Source organism: Flavobacterium sp. (genome assembly GCF_043760115.1).
In the GTDB taxonomy this organism is placed as follows: Bacteria; Bacteroidota; Bacteroidia; order Flavobacteriales; family Flavobacteriaceae; genus Flavobacterium.
Genome location: NZ_JAYUPK010000075.1, coordinates 1 through 21441 on the forward strand (window position 1 = coordinate 1; position 21441 = coordinate 21441).

Sequence of the window (21441 nt, forward strand, 5' to 3'; positions counted from 1 at the left end):
GTTTTTGCTTCGCAAAAACCGCAACAGCAGATTGAAATGGATGGCTGGAAAATGGTTGATAAAAATGCGCAAGCCATTTGCTACTGATATTCATCAGCACAAGTACTGATATTCATCAGCACAAGTACTGATATCCATCAGCACAAGTTCTAATAAAAAATAGTTATCTTGTAACAAATTATAAAATTGGCTTACTAACGTAGATATGAGTGCAAGTTTGGAACAGTCTTTTGTGCAGCAATTAAAGGAAAATCAGAATATAATCCACAAGATTTGTAGGTTGTATACCAATGATGGTGATGCGCATAAAGATTTATTTCAAGAAATTACAATTCAGTTATGGAAGGCGTTTCCAAAGTTTAGAGGCGACAGCAAATTTTCTACTTGGGCATATAGAGTTGCGCTGAATACTGCCATTACTTTATACAGAAAAAGTACCAGAACGGTGCAAACGGTGGATTATGAAAAGCATAGTTTTTTTATTTCGCAGGAAGATTATAACACTGAAGAAGAAGAGCAAATTAAGTTGATGTACAAAGCTGTCTATCAGTTAAATGACATTGAGAAAGCATTGATTTTTATGTATCTTGAAGATAAAGATTATACTGAAATATCGGAAACTTTGGGAATTACTGAGGTAAATGCACGAGTGAAAATGAATAGAATTAAAGGTAAATTAAAAAAAATATTAAATCCGTAAGAGTATGATGGAAGAATTGGATTTATTGAAAAAAGATTGGAAGAAAAACGAAAATACTTTTAGTCAAATTAGCGAAGATGACATTTATAAAATGCTACATAAAGGTTCCTCATCTATTGTAAAATGGATACTGGTTATAAGTATTGTAGAGGTTTTATTGTGGACCTTAATTAGTGTTATTTATAATGCCGATGAGTATTTTGTTGAAATACACAGCGAATATTTAATTGACTATTTTAAATATTTAACTATTTTTAATTATGGTGTAATTGCAGTATTTATTTATTTATTCTATAAAAATTATGCTGCCATTTCTACAACAACTTCTACCAAGAAGTTGATGAGCGATATTTTAAAAACCAGAAAAACAGTACAGTATTATGTTTGGTATAATCTGGCAATGATTGCTGTTAGTATGATTATAGGATTTGTTTTGGCTTTTAACATCAATCCTGAAATTAATAAACTTTTAACAAATCAAAAGGTTTATATTTTTTCTATCGTATTGTGCGTTTTTGCCTTGGCTTTTTTCTTAGTTGTTTTTTGGTTGTTTTACAGACTTATTTACGGAATTTTATTGCGAAGACTTTTAAATAATTATAAAGAATTGAAGAAAATAGATTTGTAAAATAGATTCTATTAATTTATAAACATTCATTTAAGTAGATTTATAAACCATTAAGGTGTTAAGGTTCATTAAGCAAACTGATACTTAATGAAACTAATCCCGAAAGCTATCGGAACTTAATGGTTTAAACAATAAATATAATATTTAACACAATTACCAAAAGAACTATAAAAAGAATATTTTAATATTCCCATTGTCTTAGCTTGTTCAGCTTTTCCTGTTCTTCTATTTCCTCAGCAGGAATAACTTTTAGAAATGAGGAATGTTGCTCTATGGCATATTCTACTTTTTCTACAATTTCTTCTATTGTATCATTTTCATAATCAATTACAAGTGGTTCTTTTATGATAAATGATTGTAGAATACCTTTCTTTTTTAATCGCAATCCTTTTTTGTCAAACGATCGTCTAAAACCATCAATAACTATAGGTACAACAATTGGTTTGTGTTGTTTTATAATGTGCGCAGTGCCTTTTCTCACTGGCTTAAAAGACTTGGTTGTGCCTTGCGGAAAAGTAATTACCCAACCATCTTCAAGTGCAATTTTTATGTTTTCGGTATCGTTAGGGTTTACATCTTTTTTTTCGGTAACATCTTTTCCTTTGGCTCGCCATGTACGTTCTACAGATATTGCACCTACATAGGCAAGAATTCTTGGTAACAATCCGGCTTGCATAGTTTCTTTGGCAGCAACATAATAAATATTTAATTTAGGTTGCCACAAATAACCAACGTTTTTTATGTTGTCTTCTCTACCAGAAAGACTGGCGTTAAATACGTGAAACATGGCTACAACATCTGCAAAATAAGTTTGATGATTGGATATAAAAAGCACGTTTTTATCTGGTAATGCTCTAATAATTTCCGATCCATCTACTTGCAGTTCATTAAAACCTCTGTAACGTCTGTGGGTAACTCCTCCAAAAATTCGAATGAGCCATTTTTTAATAAATAATATATGTCCAAAAGGATTTCTTTTAAATAATCCCATAATTTTAAAAAATTGAATAGCAAATTTACAAAAACAATTTTTAAAAGTTGTGCTTTTCTAAAGTCATTCAACTTGTTTAATATTTTGTGCTTGCCAAATACTAGTTAATTATTATTTTAAAAATCCGTTGGCTCTTATTTCTTTATGAATGGCTACAATATTTTCTGGAATTTCAAATTGAATGAGCCAATTTACATCTAAACCATTATTAATTGCAACGCGCATTAATTTATCGTTTTCGCCAATTAAATTTCCAAGTTTATTTAAATCTTCTCTAAATTCTATATGTAAATCTTCGTGTTGTGCGTTAATTAATAATAAAATCTTGAATGCTCTTGCTATTACATAAATACAATACGTATAAGAATCTTTAGGTTTAGAATTTAAAATATACAGTTTATTTAATGAAATAGATTCTATTAACAATTGCATATTTAGCGTTATTTCGCCATATTTATCTTTAGTTTTAGAAACATGTTCTGTAATTAAACCGCTTAAATTTCGCATATCCATTAAGATGTAACCCAATGAATAAAATCTATCATTAGCTCTTTTTAAATCTTTAGAAATTTCTTTTTGTAATTCTGCTCTTTTATCTTCGGCAGTTTCGGTATCTACCAATTCAAAATATAATCTGTTGGCTAAAGCTAAATCCCATTTTAATAATCTTAAAATAAGTTTATCTTTTTCGCTGCTTGGTAAGTTTTGTATTGCTTTTTTAAAATCGTTGTCGAACATAGTTATATCTCAATTAAATAAATCTCTTTTTCAACCTTTGCCAAAGTTTAAAACTTTGGAAAATGTGTTACTCAAACTACACCTCAATTAAATCAATTTCTTTTTCAAACTTTGCCAAAGTTCAAAACTTTGGCAAAGGTGTAATTCAAATCAAGCTTTGGTAAAGCTGTTCTTCAGTCTTTGGCAAATATATTGTTATTCTAAATCTAATTTTATTGTTTTATTATGACAAAATATAAAATTTTCTACACCATCAAAAAGAGTCAAAACATCATCTCTCATTAAACTTGTTTTAGATGTTGATAAAATCGATTTGTACGATGAATACTTAAATTCTCTAAAATCTACTTTTAAATCATTTGGATTTTGATGAATATAAATTATTAAGTTTCTTAAATATTCTTCTGAATCAATTTTTTTTCTTTTAAAAGGTCTTTCCAATAAACCACCGTGACGGTTATTAACTTTGTTGTATGATTGTGTGTAAGAACTAATAAATTTACTAATTTGTTTACTTGCTGTATTATGATTTGAATGCAAACCATCATTTACGATATTTGTTGATTTTAAAGTGTTTTTAAAAAAATTATCTAGTATTTTTTTTGATTTTATTTTTATAATAAAATGAAAATGATTTGGCATTAAACAATATCCATAAACATCTGATACACTTAAAACATACTTTGAAAACTGTTTTAAGAAGTAGTTATAATTTTCATCATTTTCAAAAATTTTAGCACTATTTATTCCTCTATTATAAATATGAAAATAACAATCGGGTTCTAAATTTTGAATTCGTATGTCCATTTTATTTTTTTAATTTTTATCTTTTAACTTTTTGCTAAAGTCAACCTTTGTTAAAGTTTCTCTTTTAACCTTTGCCAAAGTTCAAAACTTTGGCAAAGGTGTAACTCAAATTACACCTCAATTAAATCATTTTCTTTCATAATTTTATCAGTTACCAAAATTTCTCTTTCAACCTTTGCCAAAGTTCAAAACTTTGGCAAAGGTGTAACACAAATTAAAGCTCAATTAAATCAACATCTTTCATAATTCTATCAGTTTCAGTCAACGCCACAATAATTTTTTGATAATGAAAAATATCTTCTGTGGTAAGTTCTCTTCCTTTTCTATCTTTTAGCCATTTTTGTGCTGGTTGATAACCACCAATATAAAAATTCCAAGCTACTTCTGGCACGTTGGCGAAGTATTGCGTTTCGTTTATGTAGACGTTGCCTATTAATTTATTATTTTTTTCCACCTCGTCCTTCGGACACTCCTCCAAAGGAGGAGAATTTACAAACTTAGGTTTTGAAACAACATTAGTACCATCAATGTCAAATTGTGTAATTCTTTTTTCTACAACTTCGCTTTCTAGCAAATGAATTTGGCGCAATTCGCTTCCTAATTTTACTAATTTCCAAAATTTATCTTGAATGTCTTGAAAGGACAATTCGCGATTTGAATTAACAATATCTGGATTATGTACGGACAAGTCGCGACTTGTCCCTACGGCATCTGGAAACGGAACACGTGGAAAATCTATTTTTAAAAATTCTTTGTATTTTTCTCTATAACTTGGGCTGTGCAACACGGCATAAATATAATCTAGAATATCTATTGGTGCAAAGTTTTCTTGGAAATCAACTTTGCTAAAGTCTGCTTCGATTTTATTACTTTTAGTTTCAACTTTGCCAAAGTCTGCTTCGATTTTGTTGCTTTTAGTTTCACCTTTGCCAAAGTTTGAAACTTTGGCAAAGGTATCGTTACCAAAGGTTTCGTTAGCAAATGTTTCTTTCTCGGCAACAAACGGTATGCCTAATTTTTTAGAAAATTCATTTACAATTTCCATATTTAAATTAGGAGTTCGTGCTGTTTCTTCTAATAAACTTTTTTGGGTTGTGGTTTCTGGGTAAAGGTAAAGTGGGAAGCCATTTCCAGTACCAAATAATTTTGCGCTTGCAGTAATATTTCCTTCGAAAATTTGATTAGTTATAAAACAATGACGCCAATTTTGACTTGTTTGTCTTGGAATAATGAGGCAATTATTATTATTTAATAAATGTTTCATAACATTAAATCTTCCATTACAAACAAAACCATTTTGTTTACCTGAATAGAAAGTTTTTCTAATATCAAAAGGTCTATAACTTACATTTTGCCATACTTTTGAATTATTAATATTATTTTTTAAATCGTCTTTCGCTCTACCTATTTTCCAATCTCTAGCGTCGGTAGTATCATATTTTTTTGCAATTTCATTTTCATCTAATTCTATAAAATCTTTAACAACATTTTTTAATGAATTTTCATCAAAGTGAATTGTTATTGCATCTCTAATTGTTTCAATTCCAGCAACATTTTCTTTGAATAATTCATCAACTTTAAATCCTTTTTCATAATCAATTTGTTCACCAAAATCCTTTGGAACAAAAAAATAATAAGGTTTTTCAAAATTTAATTTATTCCAATTTAATTTTGAAATATTTTCTTCAAGAAACTTATATTTAAAATCTCGTTTACCTTGTAAATCATAATGAAAAACTTCTCCAAGTTCTTCTTTTTTCTTATTACCTGTTTTTACAAAAATGTTTATAGAAACACCTTGCATAATATCAAATACATTTTGATCTGGCGAACCATCAAGACAAACTTCTTTTTTCTTAGCATTTCCGTGCAAATCAAGAATATAAATTTTATCAAAACTTTCTAATAAATTTTTTCGCATTTGACGGTGTGTAATTCCATCAATAAAACTATTATTAGATATATAAGCTAATATTCCGCTTCCGTTTTTATCTATAAAATGTTGTCCAAAACGAGTGAACTTAATATAATCATCATCAAGATTTATTTTTCTTTCATTTAAATCTTTCTTGTACTCTTTAATTAAATTTTGAATCCATTCACTTTTATTAGAACTACTAACACTATACGGAGGATTTCCCATAACTACCATAACTGGTGCATCACGTTTAATGGCATTGGCTTGGTCTGCTTCGTCACTTAACCAACTACTAAAAAGCGTTTGTGTGTCTGGATGTGCTTCTTCTAAACTGTTGGTTAAGAAAATTCTAAAGCGTTGGTCGTTTGTGGGTTTGTAACCAGTTTCGGTAAGTAACATGTCCATTTTTAAATGTGCCATTGCATAAGAAGCCATCAATAATTCAAATCCATTTAATCTTGGAATTAAATCGTTGGTTACATACTTGCTCCAAATGCCTTGCTGTCCTTCAAATTTTTTATGAATGTGACGTACAACTTCTGCAAGGAAAGTTCCTGTTCCTGTTGCTGGATCTAATATTTGTACTTTATGAACTTCAATTTCTGTTTCAACTTCTTTAAGTTTAGCATCTTTACCAGTTGTTTGTGTAATTGCCTTTTTCTTAATTTTTATTTTGCTTGTGTCGGCTAAGCCATCTTTTAAGCCAAATTCTGTTTTTAAAATATCGTCAACCGCACGCACAATAAAATTTACAACTGGTTGTGGTGTGTACCAAACGCCACGTGCTTTTCTTAATGCTGGATTATATTCTCCAAGAAATGTTTCGTAAAAATGTACTACCGGATCTTCTTGCTTGGTACTTTTGCCAAAGTTTTTCATAATTTCGGCAACATCACTAGCAAGAAATATTGAAACCAGTTCTTCTACAATCCAAACTAATCTGTTATCTAAATCGTAACCTGCAATGTCTTGAAATAATTTTCTTAAAAACGGATTACTTTTAGGTATTAAGGTTGCGGCTTCTTCTCTAGAAAATGTGGGTAAAGTTGGGTCGTGATATCTTGCAGCAAACATTCCATAAGCAATAGTTTGCGAGTAAATATCGGCAAAACTTTTATTATCAATATCGTGAATCAACATTTGTTGAAACGACAACATTTGAGATTTTATGCTAGATCGAATTCCGTTTTCATCATCATTATTTAATGATTTTTCTATAACATCTGCCATTAATTTGGCTTTTCCTGCCATCATTTGCGCTAATTTTGTTGGCGATTTAATGGTTTGAGAAATAGTTTGCGCAAAGTTTACAATAAGATTTGTAAACTGATCAAAATTTTCTGGAATAGAAATTATAGTTCCATTTTCTACACGAGCAATTGCAATTTTAATTACAAATATGCCTTCTTTATAAAAATGAAAATCTAAATAATCGGTAAAAATTAAATTGGTTAAACCTGCTTTGTAACGGTCAAATTGTTCTTTTAAGGTTTTACTAGCAAGGTCAACGCCAATATCTTTAGCTTCGATGTAACCTAATGGAATATCTTTTTTAGTTAATACATAATCTGGTGCGCCACATACTACTCTTGCAGGTTCATTGGTAACTAAAACATCAGGCAAAATTGCCATTATTAGGTTCTGTAAATCGCCACGATAGGAATGTTCACGAGCATTTCCTGTTTTGTAAAGTATATTTATTTTGGTGATGTATTGCTGTAATGTCATTGAAATACTATTATTAATCCAAACCTATCAAAAAAATTCCATACCTACAATCTTTAATGCGTAAAACTAGTAATAATAATAAGTCCATAAAAGCCAATAGTTGTTTAATCTTGTTAGAGTTTAATAAAGTTAAATTAATTTTACTTTTGTAAATTTTAAATTTCAGTTGCACATTTTTACTCTAGTAACAAAATTAGTTACTCTTTATGCTACTAACTTCATACTTCAGTCCTATAATAGTATTCTTTTAACTCACAGTTTTACACTATAATCTCCCATTTTAACTCTTGTAGCTTCTAACTTTACTCTTGTAGCTCCTAACATACCACTTTGTTAAAACTATTAACATCTAGGGCTTGCTTAAACGTTTCTTTTACAATTTCTTAACACAATAAGTTAAACTTTATATAAAGAAATAATAAACTAAAAATCTTACAGTCATAAAACTAATAGTAACAATCTAATACATATAATTATAGCATCTACATCGCAAGCATACTTTGTAGCACGTTTGGCAAAAGCAGAGCAACTTTATCAATCATTAATCAATTTTAATAGTTATGACTCAGGTGAAACATCACTAAAACCAGAAATTCTGCTAGATCTAATAAATCAGTTATATTTAACCAACCAGAGCATACCAATGCCCAAAACGAATACCTACTAGCCATATTCGAACGTCGCAAACTTTTTATTGTAGAACCAAATTCAATTGGTAAACTATTATCACCAATTGGCTCATTTGTAAGAGCAAAAATGAATAAAAATTCACAACAAGCAAAAGATGTTACACAACTAATTATTAAAATTAGGGGTGCAAAAACCAAAGCAATATCCAAAAACGCAGATACAACTACAATAAGCTCCTATGAAAAATCTTATGGCAGTCAACTCCAAAACTTTCAAGACATAATCACATTACTAATAAGTTTTGGCACCAACTACGAACCATCCAATACAGCCATTAAAATTTCACAACTACAAGCAACCTATCAAGATGCTCTTGCAAAAAGCAATGGAGTAACTTAAAAATTAACACAATATAAACCCAAAATAGTAAACCGCCAGCAATCCTTTGAATTATTAACCCAAAAAGCCAATGCCATTAAAGAAATGGTAAAATCACAATATAGTATTTTATCAACAGAATATATCCTCATTAAAGGATTAAGCTTCAACTAATAAGAATCCAGTAAAAAAGGGATAACTCACAACGGAGTAATCCCTTTTTCTATCTTCATAATATTTCTTTAAATCCACAATCTTGTCATTCTAACGAAGGATGAATCTCAATAAAAAACTTCAAATAAATATTTTCCACAACATTGTCATCCCATATAAATCCGTTACCGAATTAAGTAACTTTTACATTTCTGACGAAGGAAGAATCTTTATGAACTTAGCAGTTTTGTTAGTTTGCGCAAGTATTTTAATGAGATTCTTCCTTCGTCAGAAATAAAAGTGGTAAAAACTACGCTACAAAAATGCAATACAAAAATTAATTAACCCTGACTGAAATGGCATCTTCCGATTTTTCATCGGAAATAGAATGAAAGGCAGGAAAATGGTTGATAAATAAAACCCAAGCCATTCGTTACTAAACAAATCATAAAACTAATAGTGAAATCTTAAAATAGTCATTCTTTTAGTATCTTTGCTGTATTAAATTATGGTTATGGAACTTGTTTTAGAAAATACGTTACCAATAGGTAAACCCAAATGGCTGAAGGTTAAATTACCTATTGGTCAGAAATATACTGAGCTTCGCGGATTGGTTGATAAGTATAAATTAAATACTATTTGTGCCTCTGGAAGTTGCCCAAATATGGGCGAATGTTGGGGTGAAGGAACGGCAACTTTTATGATTTTAGGAAATGTTTGTACGCGTTCGTGTGGTTTTTGTGGTGTAAAAACTGGAAGACCAGAAACTGTTGATTGGGATGAGCCAGAAAAAGTGGCGCGTTCTATAAAAATTATGAACATTAAACACGCTGTAATTACTAGTGTTGACAGAGATGATTTGAAAGATATGGGTTCAATTATTTGGTTAGAAACTGTTGAAGCAATTCGTAGAATGAATCCAGAGACGACTTTGGAGACTTTAATTCCAGATTTTCAAGGAAATGAACGCAATTTAGACCGAATTGTTGAAGCCAATCCAGAGGTTGTTTCGCACAACGTTGAAACTGTAAGACGATTGACTCGCGAAGTTAGAATTCAGGCAAAATATGATAAAAGCTTAGAAGTTCTTAGATATTTAAAAGAAAAAGGCATTAAGAGAACCAAATCTGGAATTATGCTTGGACTTGGTGAAACTGAGCAAGAAGTTATTGAAACAATGCAAGATTTAAGAAATAACAATGTAGATATTGTTACTATTGGTCAGTATTTACAACCAAGTAAGAAACATTTGCCTGTTAAAGAATTTATTCATCCTGACCAGTTTGAAAAGTATGAAAAAATTGGAAAAGAAATGGGTTTTCGTCACGTAGAAAGTGGTGCTTTGGTGCGTTCTAGTTATCATGCGGCGAAACATATTTTGTAAGTACGAGGTTTTATATACGAGGTACGAAGTTTTACATATGAGGTTTGGAAGATGGAAGTTTGAAGATATTCTGTTAATCAATAAATAATTATAACATGAAAAAAATTATAGTATTTACCCTATTTGTCACCATTTTTTCTTCTTATGGTCAAAGTTATAAAGAGTTAATAAAAAAAGCTGATTCTTGTTATCAAGCTACAAATTTCAAATCATCGACAGATTTTTTTGCTAAGGCATTTAAAATTGAAAGTAAAAATCCCAATACTTTATATAATGGCGCTTGTGCTGCTGCATTAGCAAACGATAAAAAAAATGCATTTACTTGGCTGAATTTATCTGTTGATAATGGTTGGACCAACTTAGAACACTTAAAAACAGATTCAGATTTAACTAATTTATATTCTGATAAAAAATGGAATATAGTTGTTAAGAAACTTGAAAAAAAATTAGAATTTCTTGAAGCAAATTATGACAAACCTTTGCAAAAAGAGTTGCTAGAAATTTATAAAGACGATCAAGTTGAAAGACTTTTATTAAATTCGGCAGATAAAAAAGGTGTTTATTATGGAAAAAAAATAGATAGTTTGTGGAAAATTATTAAATTCAAAGACAGTATAAATTTAATTAAAATTATAAAAATATTAGATACAAAAGGTTGGGTTGGAAAAGATAAGATTGGTCAACAAGCTAACTCTACTTTATTTTTAGTTATTCAACATTCTGATCTTGCAATACAGCAAAAGTATTTGCCAATGATGAAAGAAGCAGTTAAAAAAGGTAATGCTGATGCAAGTTCTTTAGCATTATTGGAAGACAGAATTGCTTTAAGAGAAGGCAGAAAACAAATTTATGGAAGTCAAATTGGGACAAATCTAAAAACTAATACACAATATGTTTTGCCTTTGGAAGATCCAGATAATGTAAACAAAAGAAGAGAAGAAGTTGGCTTAGATAGTATTGAAGAATATATTAAAAATTGGAATTTAACTTGGAATGTAGAACAGTATAAAAAAGACTTACCAGAACTAGAAAAAATGACTAAATAGTTTTAATTTCTTAAACTCTTTTAAACTCTTAAACTTTTAAAACTTTTTTAAACAAACTTTACCTATTGAAAACACGAATTGCCATTAATGGATTTGGAAGAATTGGACGAAACTTATTTCGATTACTTTTAAACCATCCTACTATAGAAGTTGTTGCCATAAATGACATTGCCGACAACAAAACAATGGCTCACTTAACCAAATATGACAGTATTCATGGCATTTTACCTTATTCTTGCTCTTTTAATGAAAATGCAATTGTTGTAGATGGAAAAGAATATTTGTTTTTTCACGAGAAAAAAATTTCGAATCTAAATTGGACTAATTTAAAAATAGAAATTGTTGTAGAAAGTACAGGGAAATATAAAACATTTGAAGAAATTAATGATCACATTTTAGTTGGAGCTAAAAAAGTAATTCTTTCTGCGCCAAGCGAAGTTGATTCTGTTAAAACTGTGGTTCTTGGTGTAAATGAACATATTCTTGACGGAACAGAGAAAATAATTTCCAACGCAAGTTGTACTACCAACAATGCTGCGCCAATGATTCAAGTTATTAATGATTTATGTGGCGTAGAACAAGCATACATTACTACAATTCATTCCTATACAACAGATCAAAGTTTGCACGATCAACCACATAAAGATTTACGTCGTGCTCGTGGCGCAAGTCAATCTATTGTGCCAACAACTACTGGCGCAGCGAAAGCTTTGACCAAAATTTTTCCAGAAATGGAAGGTAAAATTGGTGGTTGTGGCATTAGAGTTCCTGTTCCTGATGGTTCGTTGACCGATATTACTTTTAATGTAAAACGAAAAGTTACAATTGAAGAAATTAATGCCGCTTTTATACTTGCTTCGCAAACAAATTTAAAAGGAATTCTAGATTATACCGAAGATTCTATAGTTTCTGTAGACATTATTGGAAATAAAAATTCATGCCTTTTTGACTCGCAATTGACATCTGTTATTGATAAAATGGTAAAAGTTGTTGGTTGGTACGATAATGAAATTGGTTATTCTAGTAGAATTATCGATTTAATTACTCTAATTTCTAAATAATTTCATTAATTTGTAATTCAACAATAAAAATACATAACAAAATGAAGCAATTCTTGTTATTCATTTTATTATTTCCTCTTTTTACCTTCTCCACTATTAAAACTAGTGTAGAAATTGATAGCGTAAACTATTATATTTCTTTGGTTAAATTTAATAAATCGCTAAATAATTATAAAAATTGTCTAGAATTTTCTCAAAAAGCTTTAGATTTTGCCAAAAAATCTAATAATCAAAAAGCTATTGCCGATAGTTATTCTAACTTAGGAATTACCTATCTTGAAATAGAAAAATATGACGATGCACTTGAAGTTTTGGTAAAAAGTATTACTATTTATTCAACATTAGATTATTCTGCACAACAAGCATTTACACATTATAGTATTGGTGTTTGTTATCTTCAAAAGAATAATTATGTAATGGCAGAAAAGAATTTTGACACTGCAAAAATTATTTATGAAAAGCTAAAAATTACTGCTGCAACTGAAACCTTAAATCTTCAAAGAGGAATTATTTATAAAGAAAAAGGTAAATATGAATTGGCATTACCTTTATTTGTACGAATTGTTAGTATTGAAAAAGGTGATGATTCTAACAAGTTAAAAACAGAAGCACTTTATCATATCGGAGAAATAGAATTATCTAAAAAGCGAAATAACCTGGCTTTAAATTACTTAAACAGAGCATTAGAACTAAGTAAAAAAGAAAATAATTTAGAATCTAAAACTAAAATTGTTTTGGCGTTAAGTAAAGTTTACGAAAATTCGTTAGACATAAATAAATCGCTTAGTTTCTTAAAAAAACATTTGCAATTAAAAGATAGTTTGGTATTAATTAACAACAAAAAAATTGGAGTTGAAGATTATGACAGTTTTAAAGATTCTGAAAAATTAAAATTAATTGAACAAATTGATAAAGAAAATAAAAGTCAGCAAAAAGCAAATTCATTTGCCAAATTAATAAGTATTCTTGCCATTGCATTAATTTCTATTTTGTCATTATTGAGTTTGTCCTTATATAAGAATAATATTATAAGAAATCAATCTAATGCTCTTTTACAAGAAAAGAATAACGAGTTATTTATTGCTAAGGAAAAAGCCGAATTTGCATCGAATGCCAGAGCCGATTTTTTATCGACAGTAAGCCACGAATTGCGAACTCCATTAAATGCAATAAACGGAATTACACATCTTTTAATGGAGGAAAATCCTAAAGAAAGTCAGATAAATTATCTAAATTCTTTAAAATTTTCAGGTAATTATTTATTAACTTTTATAAATGATATTTTAGAAATTAATAGAATTGAATCTAATAATATTCCTATAGAAAAGATTAATTTTAATTTAGTTTCTTTACTTACAGATATTCAGAATTCGTTTAAAGAAATTGCTATTGAAAACAACAATAGTGTTACTTTAGAAATTGAAGAATCTGTACCATTAAATATTATTGGCGATATTACTAAGTTGTCTCAAATATTTATGAATTTGATAAATAATTCACTAAAATTTACAAAAGGTGGTTATGTAAAAGTTATAGCAAAATTAGATTCTTCAGAAAATAAAAATGTTGTAATTTCTTTTAAAGTTGCCGATAATGGTATTGGTATTCCAGAAGATAAACAAGAAGAAATTTTTAATAGTTTTTCTCAAGGTTCAATAGAAATTAATAGAAAATATGGTGGAACAGGTTTGGGTTTAGCCATTGTAAAACGATTGATTGAACTGCTTGGAGGCAAAATTTCTTTAAATAGTAAAGTTGGATTAGGTTCTACATTTTCATTTTCATTACCATTTGAAGTTGGCGAAAATGTAATAATAAATGTTAAAGAAAATAAATTTGACGAAAAAGTTATTCAAGACAAGAAAATTCTATTAGTTGAAGACAACAAAATCAATCAAATGATTACTAAAAAAATGCTAGAAAACAAAGGTATGATTTGTAGAATTGTTGATAATGGTGAAGAATGTGTAGAAATATTAAAAGAAAAACACGACTTCGATTTGGTTTTAATGGACGTTCATTTACCTGGTATAAACGGCACAATTGCTACAGAACAAATTAGAAAATTCAATACTACAACTCCAATTATAGCATTAACTGCAATTTCATTAAATGAAAATAGAGAAATATTACTATCTTATGGAATGACAGATGTTTTAACTAAACCATTTGATATTGACAATTTCTATAAAGTTATAGCACAAAATTTATCTTAATAACTAACAATCAATTCTTTAATTAATTTTCTTACCTTTGGTTCTGCCTCATTTGCAGCTTGAAGTACTTCTTCGTGAGTTATTGTGTGAATACTTTCTTCATTTCCCATATCTGTAATTACAGAAATTCCAAACGTTTCTAAATCCATATGACGTGCAACAATAACTTCTGGAACGGTTGACATTCCAACGCAATCTGCACCCAAAGCTTTTACCATTTTATATTCAGATAAGGTTTCAAAAGTTGGACCTTGCAAACCAAGATAAACTCCATCTTGAACTTCAATTTCTAATTTTGTTGCAACTTCTTTAGCTTTTAAAATCATTTTTCTACTAAAAGGCTCGCTCATATTTACAAATCTTGGACCAAAACGTTCGTCGTTTTTTCCTCTCAACGGATGTTCTGGCATCATATTAATATGATCTTTTAAAAGTACAATTGAACCTACTTTATAACTAGCATTTACACCACCTGAAGCATTAGAAACAATAAGTTTAGAAACTCCAAGAAACTTCATTACACGCACAGGAAAAGTTACTTCTTTCATAGAATATCCTTCATAAAAATGAAATCTTCCTTGCATTGCAACTACTTTTTTAGCGCCAATAGTTCCAAAAACTAAAGCGCCTTTATGACCTTCGACAGTTACTATTGGAAAATTTGGAATTTCAGCATAAGGTAAAGTAAATTCTACCGCAATATCGTCTGTAAAACTACCTAATCCTGAACCTAATATAATACCATATTCTGGAGAAAAACCTGTTTTTGATTTAATAAAATTAACGGTTTCTTGAACTTGTTCCCACATAATCTAAAATTGTTTGGTCAAAGGTATAACTATTATTTATAAAGGAACTTTTTATGGGTAAATAAAATAATTTATCACTTTGCAATTTATCGTTTAACCGAACATAATCCTTTTCGGTAGTGATAATTATATTGTTTTGAGCTTTGTTTTTTATTGTTAAAATATCAGAATTAGTAAAATTATGATGATCATTATATTCAAGAATTGCATCATTTTCTGTTTTCAAATAATTAAAAAACGACTCTGGTTTTGCAATTCCTGCAACTAAAAGTTTGGTTTGCTTTTTACTATCTTCAACTTTCAATTGTTTAGTATTAGAATAAATAGTTTGGTCATAATCTATAAATGAAAAATAAATTTGACTCTTTTTATTTTCAGATAAATAACATTTTAAATCGTCACTAATTTTCTGTTGTTCCAATTCAGAAATAGTTTTCGGACATTTTGTAACAATTATTAAATCAGCTCTTTTTGCTCCACTTCTACTTTCTCTTAAATTTCCTGTTGGAAGCATAAAATCATCAGAAAACAAATCATTATATGACGTTAGCAAAATATAAAATCCTGCTTTTACTTTTCTGTGTTGAAAAGCATCATCTAGTAAAATAACTTGCGGTTTTTCTGTTTGAGAAATTAATTGTTCAATTCCGTTTTTTCTGTTAGCATCAACTGCAACTAGAATTTTAGGAAATTTTTTATGAATTTGAAAAGGTTCATCACCAAGAATTTCAGCATTTGCAGAAGCATTTGCCAATAAAAAACCTTTAGATTTTCTTTTGTAACCTCTACTTAAAGTTGCTACTTTATATTTATCAGATAATAAACGAATTAAATATTCAATTTGAGGCGTTTTTCCTGTGCCACCAACGCTAAGGTTTCCTACAACAATTATTGGTAAATCAAACGAATACGATTTTAAAATCCCTTTATCAAAAAGAAAATTTCTAAGAGAAGTAATAATTCCATATAAAATGGAGAATGGAAATAGTAGTTTGCGAATGAGATTCATAGATTTATTTATCAGAATAATTTCCCATTGCAGAAACTACATAAACGGTTACAACATCTTCATTAACATTATATATTAGTCTGTCTTTTAGATTAATTCTTCTAGACCAATATCCAACATATTCATACTTTAATTCCTCAGGTTGACCTTCACCAATAAATGGATTTTCAGTAAGTTCTAAGAGTATTTTTTTAATCTTTTTAATAGAAGATTTATTTCCAGATTTGTAATGAGCTTGCAAATCTTTTCGAGCTTTAGGATCAAACTCTACAAAATACTTCCCCATACATCATTTGGATCTAAACGTGTTGTATTTCCTTTTTTAATTTCTTCTTTAGCTTTTTTCATTTTTGCAATAAATGTATCGCTGTAAATACTTTTAGCTAGAATTTTCTCTTTTTTAGGATGTTCTTCAATAACTTCAATACCATTTAGACCTTTAAAAAAAGATTCAGACATTGCCATAAAAGCTTTTCCTGCTTTTGTGCGTTGGTTAATTTTGATAGTTAATACAGTCATAGCAACAAATTTAGATATACAAAGATACAAAAACCATACAATTTTTATTTCTGAAAATAAACATACTACGAAAGTAACATTTTTTTATCTTTGAATTTAAATTAAGGGTAAAAAATGAAAACAAAATTTATAGTTTCTCTTGTCTTATTTTGGATTTTCAATTTTGGATATTCTCAAGCCAATCAAGATGCAGCGATTTTAAAAGTACTTTTAACTAAGTACTTTAAAAACGAAAAAGTAATTGTAAAAAACAGATTGCAATATTTAAGTTTGTACTGCAACAAAGCGCCAAATAATGAAGAAACATTTGAAGTAATTTCTAAAAGTGAGTTGCTTAAAAAAAACGCGGCAATTATTAAACAACAAGTAGCCAATAAAGTAGAAGAAAACTGGAATACTGAAATTATAGAAATTTTTAATAATCAAAATCAATATTTAAAAAGTAAAGTCAATAATTGTTTGTCGTTAGAAGACTATCAAAAGGTTTCTAAAAGATATAATGACAACAATCAAAGATTAATGATTGTGAGCAAACCAATGTATTTTGAAACTAAATATTGCTTAGTAAAAGTAGCTTTTTACAGAAACATTGAACATAATAATAGTAGTTTTTTATTGTTAGAAAATGTAAATGGCGTTTGGATAATTAAGGAATATTTAAATGAATGGTCAACTTAAAAAATAAACAAGTACTAATTGTAAGATTTTGAAACCAGCTCAGATTAAAAAAATAATAAATGAAAATAAAAGATTTATACCCAATTCTAGAAGAACTTGCGCCATTAGCTTACGCAGAAGATTTTGACAACGTAGGATTATTAGTTGGCAATAAAGAAAATGAAATTACAGGAATCTTAGTATGTCACGATGCATTAGAAAGTGTTGTTGACGAAGCAATAACTACTAATTGCAATTTAATAATCTGTTTTCATCCGATACTTTTTTCTGGATTAAAAAAAATTACTGGTAAAAATTATGTAGAATGCGCTGTAATAAAAGCTATTAAAAATGACATTGCAATTTATGCCGTTCATACCGCTTTAGACAATCATAAAAATGGTGTAAACAAGATTTTTTGTGATGCTTTAGGATTAAAAAACTGCAAGATATTAATTCCGAAAACTAATTTTATTCAGAAATTAATAACCTATACAACTCCAGAAAATGCAGACAAACTTAGAAACTCATTGTTTCAATCTGGCGCAGGAACAATTGGAAATTATGAAAATTGTAGTTTTAATTCTAACGGATTTTCTACCTATCAAGGAAACGAAAATAGCAATCCTGTAGTTGGAAAAAAAGGCGAACTAACACAAACTGATGAAATAAAAATTGAAGTAACATTTGAAAAACACTTACAATCTAAAATTTTAAAAGCATTATTCTCTAATCACGTTTATGAAGAAGTTGCCTACGAAGTTTATGACATTCGAAACGCACATCAAAACATTGGTTTAGGAATGATTGGCGAGCTAGAAACGCCATTATCTGAAAGAGATTTTCTTCAATTCGTAAAAGACAAAATGCAATGTGGCGGAATAAGACACAGTAAATTTTTAGAAAAAAATGTTCAAAAAGTCGCTGTTCTTGGTGGTTCAGGTAGTTTTGCTATAGCAAATGCTATTGCGCAAGGTGCAAATGCTTTTTTAACTGCCGATTTAAAATATCATCAGTTTTATGAATCTGAAAATCAAATACTTATAGCAGATATTGGACATTTTGAAAGCGAAAGATATACAAAAGATTATATTGTTGATTTTCTTAAAGAAAAAATTACTAATTTTGCACCTTTATTAGAACAAGTAAAAATTGTTTTATCACAAGAAAATACAAATCCAGTAAAGTACTTTTAAAATATGGCTACTACAAAAGAATTAAGCGTTGAAGAAAAATTAAGAGCGCTATATGATTTACAAATTATAGATACAAGAATTGACGAAATTAGAAACGTAAGAGGTGAATTGCCTTTAGAAGTTGAAGATTTAGAAGATGAAGTAGCTGGATTAACTACACGTTTAGAAAAATTACAAAGCGATTTAGTAACTATTGAAGACAGTATTAAATCTAAGAAAAATGCAATTGAAAATCATCAACTTGCAATAAAAAAATATACCGAACAACAAAAAGACGTTCGTAACAATAGAGAATTTAACTCGTTGACTAAAGAAGTTGAATTTCAAGAACTTGAAATTCAATTGACAGAAAAGCAAATAAAAGAGATGAAAGCTTCTATTGAACACAAAAAAGAAGTTGTTTCTAGTTCTAAAGAAAAATTAGAACAAAAATCTACACATTTAAAACATAAAAAAGCAGAGTTAAGCGATATAATGTCTGAAACTCAAAAAGAAGAAACGTTTCTTTCTCAAAAATCTGGAGAATACGAAGGATTAATTGAAGAGCGTTTACTTGCAGCTTACAAAAGAATTCGTGGTTCTGTTCGCAATGGTTTGGCTGTTGTTTGTATAGAACGTGGTGCTTCTGCCGGATCATTTTTTACAATTCCGCCACAAATTCAAGTAGAAATTGCAGCTCGTAAAAAAATTATCACCGACGAACATTCAGGAAGAATATTAGTTGATGCAGCTCTTGCCGATGAAGAGAAAGAAAAAATGGAAAAACTTTTCGCAAAAATGTAAAATACAAACCACGTTAATAGCGTGGTTTTTTTTTATAAAATTTATACCTTTATAAAAATATAATTACTTTCAAAAAAAATCATTTGAAAAAGCTACAATACTTCCTTCTTACAAAATCCCTTGGATTGTATATTAATTTTTTAAGTTTTTTTGCACCAGAAAAAGCCAAACACCTTGCCTACTCTATCTTTAGTCAACCACGAAAAGGTAGAATTTTACTAGAAAATATTCCAAAAACTCTTGCAACTGCAATTCAAGAAACATTAGAATACCAACATCATAAATTTCAAACGTATACTTGGAGAGGAAACGATGAAGTAATTTTACTAGTTCATGGTTGGGAAAGCAACGCATCTCGCTGGAAAAAAACCTTGCCTTACCTAAAAAAAACTGGCAAAACCATAATTGCAATTGATGCTCCAGCGCACGGTTTAAGTTCGGGAAAAGAATTTAATGTACCACTTTACACTGAGTTTCTAGAAATTGCTATACAAAAATACAAACCACACATTTTAATTGGACATTCCATTGGTGGCGCAGCTTGCGTATATCATCAGGTAAAATATCCAAACACAATTATTAAAAAATTGGTTCTGCTTGGCGCACCTTCCGATTTAAAAAATATATTACAAAATTACCTTCAAATGTTAAGCTTAAACAATAAAGTTAAAACCTTAATGCTAAAGAAGTTTGAAGACAAATTTAATATAAAAGTTAACGATTTTTCTGGAGAAAAATTTGCTCAAAATCTTCCATTAAAAACACTAGTTGCACACGATGTAAACGACAAAGTTGTAGCATTTGAAGAAGGAAAAAAATTTGCCAAAGGTTTTAAAAATGTCACATTTATAGAAACCTCACAACTTGGACACAGCTTGCACAGCGACGAATTGTACACAAAAATTTTAGCTTTTTTAGAAGAAGCATAAACGTTTGGTCTTTATTTATAATGGCTTCTTCCAGCATTCCTTCCTAAAAAATTGTTAGAAAAAAACAATTTGTTTATCCATGCACTCTGGACTAGAGATTTTCTTTTGGAATATTTATTTATGAAATTTAATTTATTTAAAATCATAAATCTACAATCAAAATTTTTAAATCAAAAATCTTCTCACTTCCATCTTCCATCTAAAACTCTTCCTTCTTCAATCATAAAAAACTATCTTTGCACAATGGAAGAAAAATTAACACGATTGAACAAATTTTTATCAGAAACTGGCTTTTGCTCAAGAAGAGAAGCAGATAAACTTATAGAAAACGGTCGTGTAACCATAAACGGAATAATTCCAGAAATGGGAACCAAAGTAACACCAAATGACGAAGTTAGAGTTGACGGAAAATTAATTAGAGAAAAAACCGAAAAACCAATTTACTTAGCATTCAATAAACCATCAGGAATAGAATGCACTACAAACCTAGACGTTAGAGACAATATTATAGATTATATTAATTATTCGCAACGCATTTTTCCAATTGGAAGATTAGACAAAGCCAGTGAAGGATTGATATTTATGACTAACGATGGTGATATCGTAAACAAAATACTTCGCGCAAGAAACAATCACGAAAAAGAATATATTGTAACCGTAAATCGTCCAATAACCGATAGATTTATAGAAAGAATGGCTAACGGAATTCCAATTCTAGAAACCATTACCAGAAAATGTAAAGTTGAACAAGTTAGTAACAATGTATTTAAAATTATATTAACACAAGGTTTAAACCGACAGATTCGTAGAATGTGCGAATACCTTGATTATGAAGTTACTGCATTAAAAAGAACTCGAATTATAAATATCTCACTAGATGTTCCACTTGGTCGTTATAGAGATTTAACAAGTAATGAAATTACAGAATTAAACACACTAATAGAGCCAAGTAGTAAAACAGAAGAAGCAAGTTTGCCAAAATTTAATTCAGAAACATCATCGCCAAAGTTTAACGGAAACAACAATAGTAATTTTAATGATAAAAATTTTAGAAGAAACAATTCGTAAGAATTTTCAAATTTAAAATCATAAAGAAAATCACAATATAACTTTACCCATTTTCAAGAGCGTACATTACAAAAAAAATGTCCATTGAAAATA

20 protein-coding genes are annotated in these 21441 nt (G+C 29.1%); 12 read left to right on the plus strand and 8 right to left on the minus strand.

What is annotated here, in order from left to right; all coding sequences use genetic code 11:
* Window positions 1-205: 205 nt before the first annotated feature.
* Together ACH2BC_RS06265 and ACH2BC_RS06270 are read left to right on the plus strand one after the other, a co-directional pair.
* Window positions 206-700, plus strand: coding sequence for an RNA polymerase sigma factor (locus tag ACH2BC_RS06265; protein ID WP_395053133.1), 495 nt, complete (start codon window positions 206-208; stop codon window positions 698-700).
* 7 nt (window positions 701-707) lie between these two features.
* On the plus strand, window positions 708-1328 hold the full coding sequence (locus ACH2BC_RS06270) for a hypothetical protein (protein ID WP_395053152.1): 621 nt from the start codon (window positions 708-710) through the stop codon (window positions 1326-1328).
* A gap of 181 nt (window positions 1329-1509) precedes the next feature.
* Here the strand turns inward: ACH2BC_RS06270 and ACH2BC_RS06275 are convergent, their stop codons facing one another.
* From ACH2BC_RS06275 to ACH2BC_RS06290, 4 genes are all read right to left on the minus strand, one after another.
* On the minus strand, window positions 1510-2319 hold the full coding sequence (locus tag ACH2BC_RS06275) for a lysophospholipid acyltransferase family protein (protein WP_395053134.1): 810 nt from the start codon (window positions 2317-2319) through the stop codon (window positions 1510-1512).
* Window positions 2320-2430: 111 nt separating this feature from the next.
* Complete coding sequence (locus tag ACH2BC_RS06280; protein ID WP_395053135.1) at window positions 2431-3057, minus strand: hypothetical protein; 627 nt, start codon at window positions 3055-3057, stop codon at window positions 2431-2433.
* A 195-nt stretch (window positions 3058-3252) separates the two neighbouring features.
* Complete coding sequence (locus tag ACH2BC_RS06285) at window positions 3253-3864, minus strand: transposase (protein WP_395053136.1); 612 nt, start codon at window positions 3862-3864, stop codon at window positions 3253-3255.
* A 214-nt stretch (window positions 3865-4078) separates the two neighbouring features.
* Window positions 4079-7510, minus strand: coding sequence for a type ISP restriction/modification enzyme (locus tag ACH2BC_RS06290; protein ID WP_395053137.1), 3432 nt, complete (start codon window positions 7508-7510; stop codon window positions 4079-4081).
* Between the two features lie 756 nt (window positions 7511-8266).
* Here ACH2BC_RS06290 and ACH2BC_RS06295 point away from each other — a divergent pair.
* The 5 genes from ACH2BC_RS06295 (at window position 8267) to ACH2BC_RS06315 (ending at window position 14378) form a co-directional block, all read left to right on the plus strand.
* Window positions 8267-8539 carry a hypothetical protein gene (locus tag ACH2BC_RS06295; protein ID WP_395053138.1) on the plus strand — a complete coding sequence of 91 codons (273 nt, stop codon included), beginning with the start codon at window positions 8267-8269 and terminating at the stop codon, window positions 8537-8539.
* A 646-nt stretch (window positions 8540-9185) separates the two neighbouring features.
* On the plus strand, window positions 9186-10055 hold the full coding sequence (lipA, locus tag ACH2BC_RS06300) for a lipoyl synthase (RefSeq protein ID WP_395053139.1): 870 nt from the start codon (window positions 9186-9188) through the stop codon (window positions 10053-10055).
* 95 nt (window positions 10056-10150) lie between these two features.
* On the plus strand, window positions 10151-11101 hold the full coding sequence (locus tag ACH2BC_RS06305; protein WP_395053140.1) for a DUF6624 domain-containing protein: 951 nt from the start codon (window positions 10151-10153) through the stop codon (window positions 11099-11101).
* A 65-nt stretch (window positions 11102-11166) separates the two neighbouring features.
* Window positions 11167-12162, plus strand: a complete 996-nt coding sequence (gene gap / locus ACH2BC_RS06310; protein WP_395053141.1) for a type I glyceraldehyde-3-phosphate dehydrogenase — start codon at window positions 11167-11169, stop codon at window positions 12160-12162.
* 41 nt (window positions 12163-12203) lie between these two features.
* Window positions 12204-14378 carry an ATP-binding protein gene (locus tag ACH2BC_RS06315; protein ID WP_395053142.1) on the plus strand — a complete coding sequence of 725 codons (2175 nt, stop codon included), beginning with the start codon at window positions 12204-12206 and terminating at the stop codon, window positions 14376-14378.
* On the opposite strand, the gene ACH2BC_RS06320 is transcribed toward ACH2BC_RS06315, so the two are convergent.
* Genes ACH2BC_RS06320 through ACH2BC_RS06335 form a run of 4 tightly spaced genes read right to left on the minus strand, consistent with a single transcriptional unit; the run spans window position 14375 to window position 16715 of the window.
* Window positions 14375-15187, minus strand: a complete 813-nt coding sequence (locus ACH2BC_RS06320) for a purine-nucleoside phosphorylase (RefSeq protein ID WP_395053143.1) — start codon at window positions 15185-15187, stop codon at window positions 14375-14377. The genes ACH2BC_RS06315 and ACH2BC_RS06320 overlap by 4 nt on opposite strands.
* Window positions 15159-16196: a tetraacyldisaccharide 4'-kinase gene (gene lpxK, locus ACH2BC_RS06325; protein ID WP_395053144.1), complete on the minus strand. Its 1038-nt coding sequence runs from the start codon at window positions 16194-16196 to the stop codon at window positions 15159-15161. Before lpxK ends, ACH2BC_RS06320 begins: the two co-directional genes overlap by 29 nt.
* Window positions 16197-16200: 4 nt before the next feature.
* The gene (locus ACH2BC_RS06330; RefSeq protein WP_395053145.1) at window positions 16201-16482 is read right to left on the minus strand and encodes a Txe/YoeB family addiction module toxin; all 282 of its coding nucleotides are present in this window, start codon (window positions 16480-16482) and stop codon (window positions 16201-16203) included.
* Window positions 16464-16715: a DUF2683 family protein gene (locus ACH2BC_RS06335; protein ID WP_395053146.1), complete on the minus strand. Its 252-nt coding sequence runs from the start codon at window positions 16713-16715 to the stop codon at window positions 16464-16466. Before ACH2BC_RS06335 ends, ACH2BC_RS06330 begins: the two co-directional genes overlap by 19 nt.
* 114 nt (window positions 16716-16829) lie before the next feature.
* Between ACH2BC_RS06335 and ACH2BC_RS06340 the strand changes: the two genes are divergently transcribed.
* The 5 genes from ACH2BC_RS06340 (at window position 16830) to rluF (ending at window position 21348) form a co-directional block, all read left to right on the plus strand.
* Complete coding sequence (locus ACH2BC_RS06340) at window positions 16830-17393, plus strand: hypothetical protein (RefSeq protein WP_395053147.1); 564 nt, start codon at window positions 16830-16832, stop codon at window positions 17391-17393.
* Window positions 17394-17452: 59 nt separating this feature from the next.
* The gene (locus tag ACH2BC_RS06345) at window positions 17453-18568 is read left to right on the plus strand and encodes a Nif3-like dinuclear metal center hexameric protein (RefSeq protein ID WP_395053148.1); all 1116 of its coding nucleotides are present in this window, start codon (window positions 17453-17455) and stop codon (window positions 18566-18568) included.
* 3 nt (window positions 18569-18571) lie between these two features.
* Complete coding sequence (locus tag ACH2BC_RS06350; RefSeq protein WP_395053149.1) at window positions 18572-19351, plus strand: zinc ribbon domain-containing protein; 780 nt, start codon at window positions 18572-18574, stop codon at window positions 19349-19351.
* A 125-nt stretch (window positions 19352-19476) separates the two neighbouring features.
* A complete protein-coding gene (locus ACH2BC_RS06355; RefSeq protein WP_395053150.1) occupies window positions 19477-20280 on the plus strand; it encodes an alpha/beta hydrolase in 804 nt (267 codons plus the stop codon).
* Between the two features lie 243 nt (window positions 20281-20523).
* On the plus strand, window positions 20524-21348 hold the full coding sequence (gene rluF, locus ACH2BC_RS06360) for a 23S rRNA pseudouridine(2604) synthase RluF (protein WP_395053151.1): 825 nt from the start codon (window positions 20524-20526) through the stop codon (window positions 21346-21348).
* Window positions 21349-21441 lie beyond the last annotated feature (93 nt).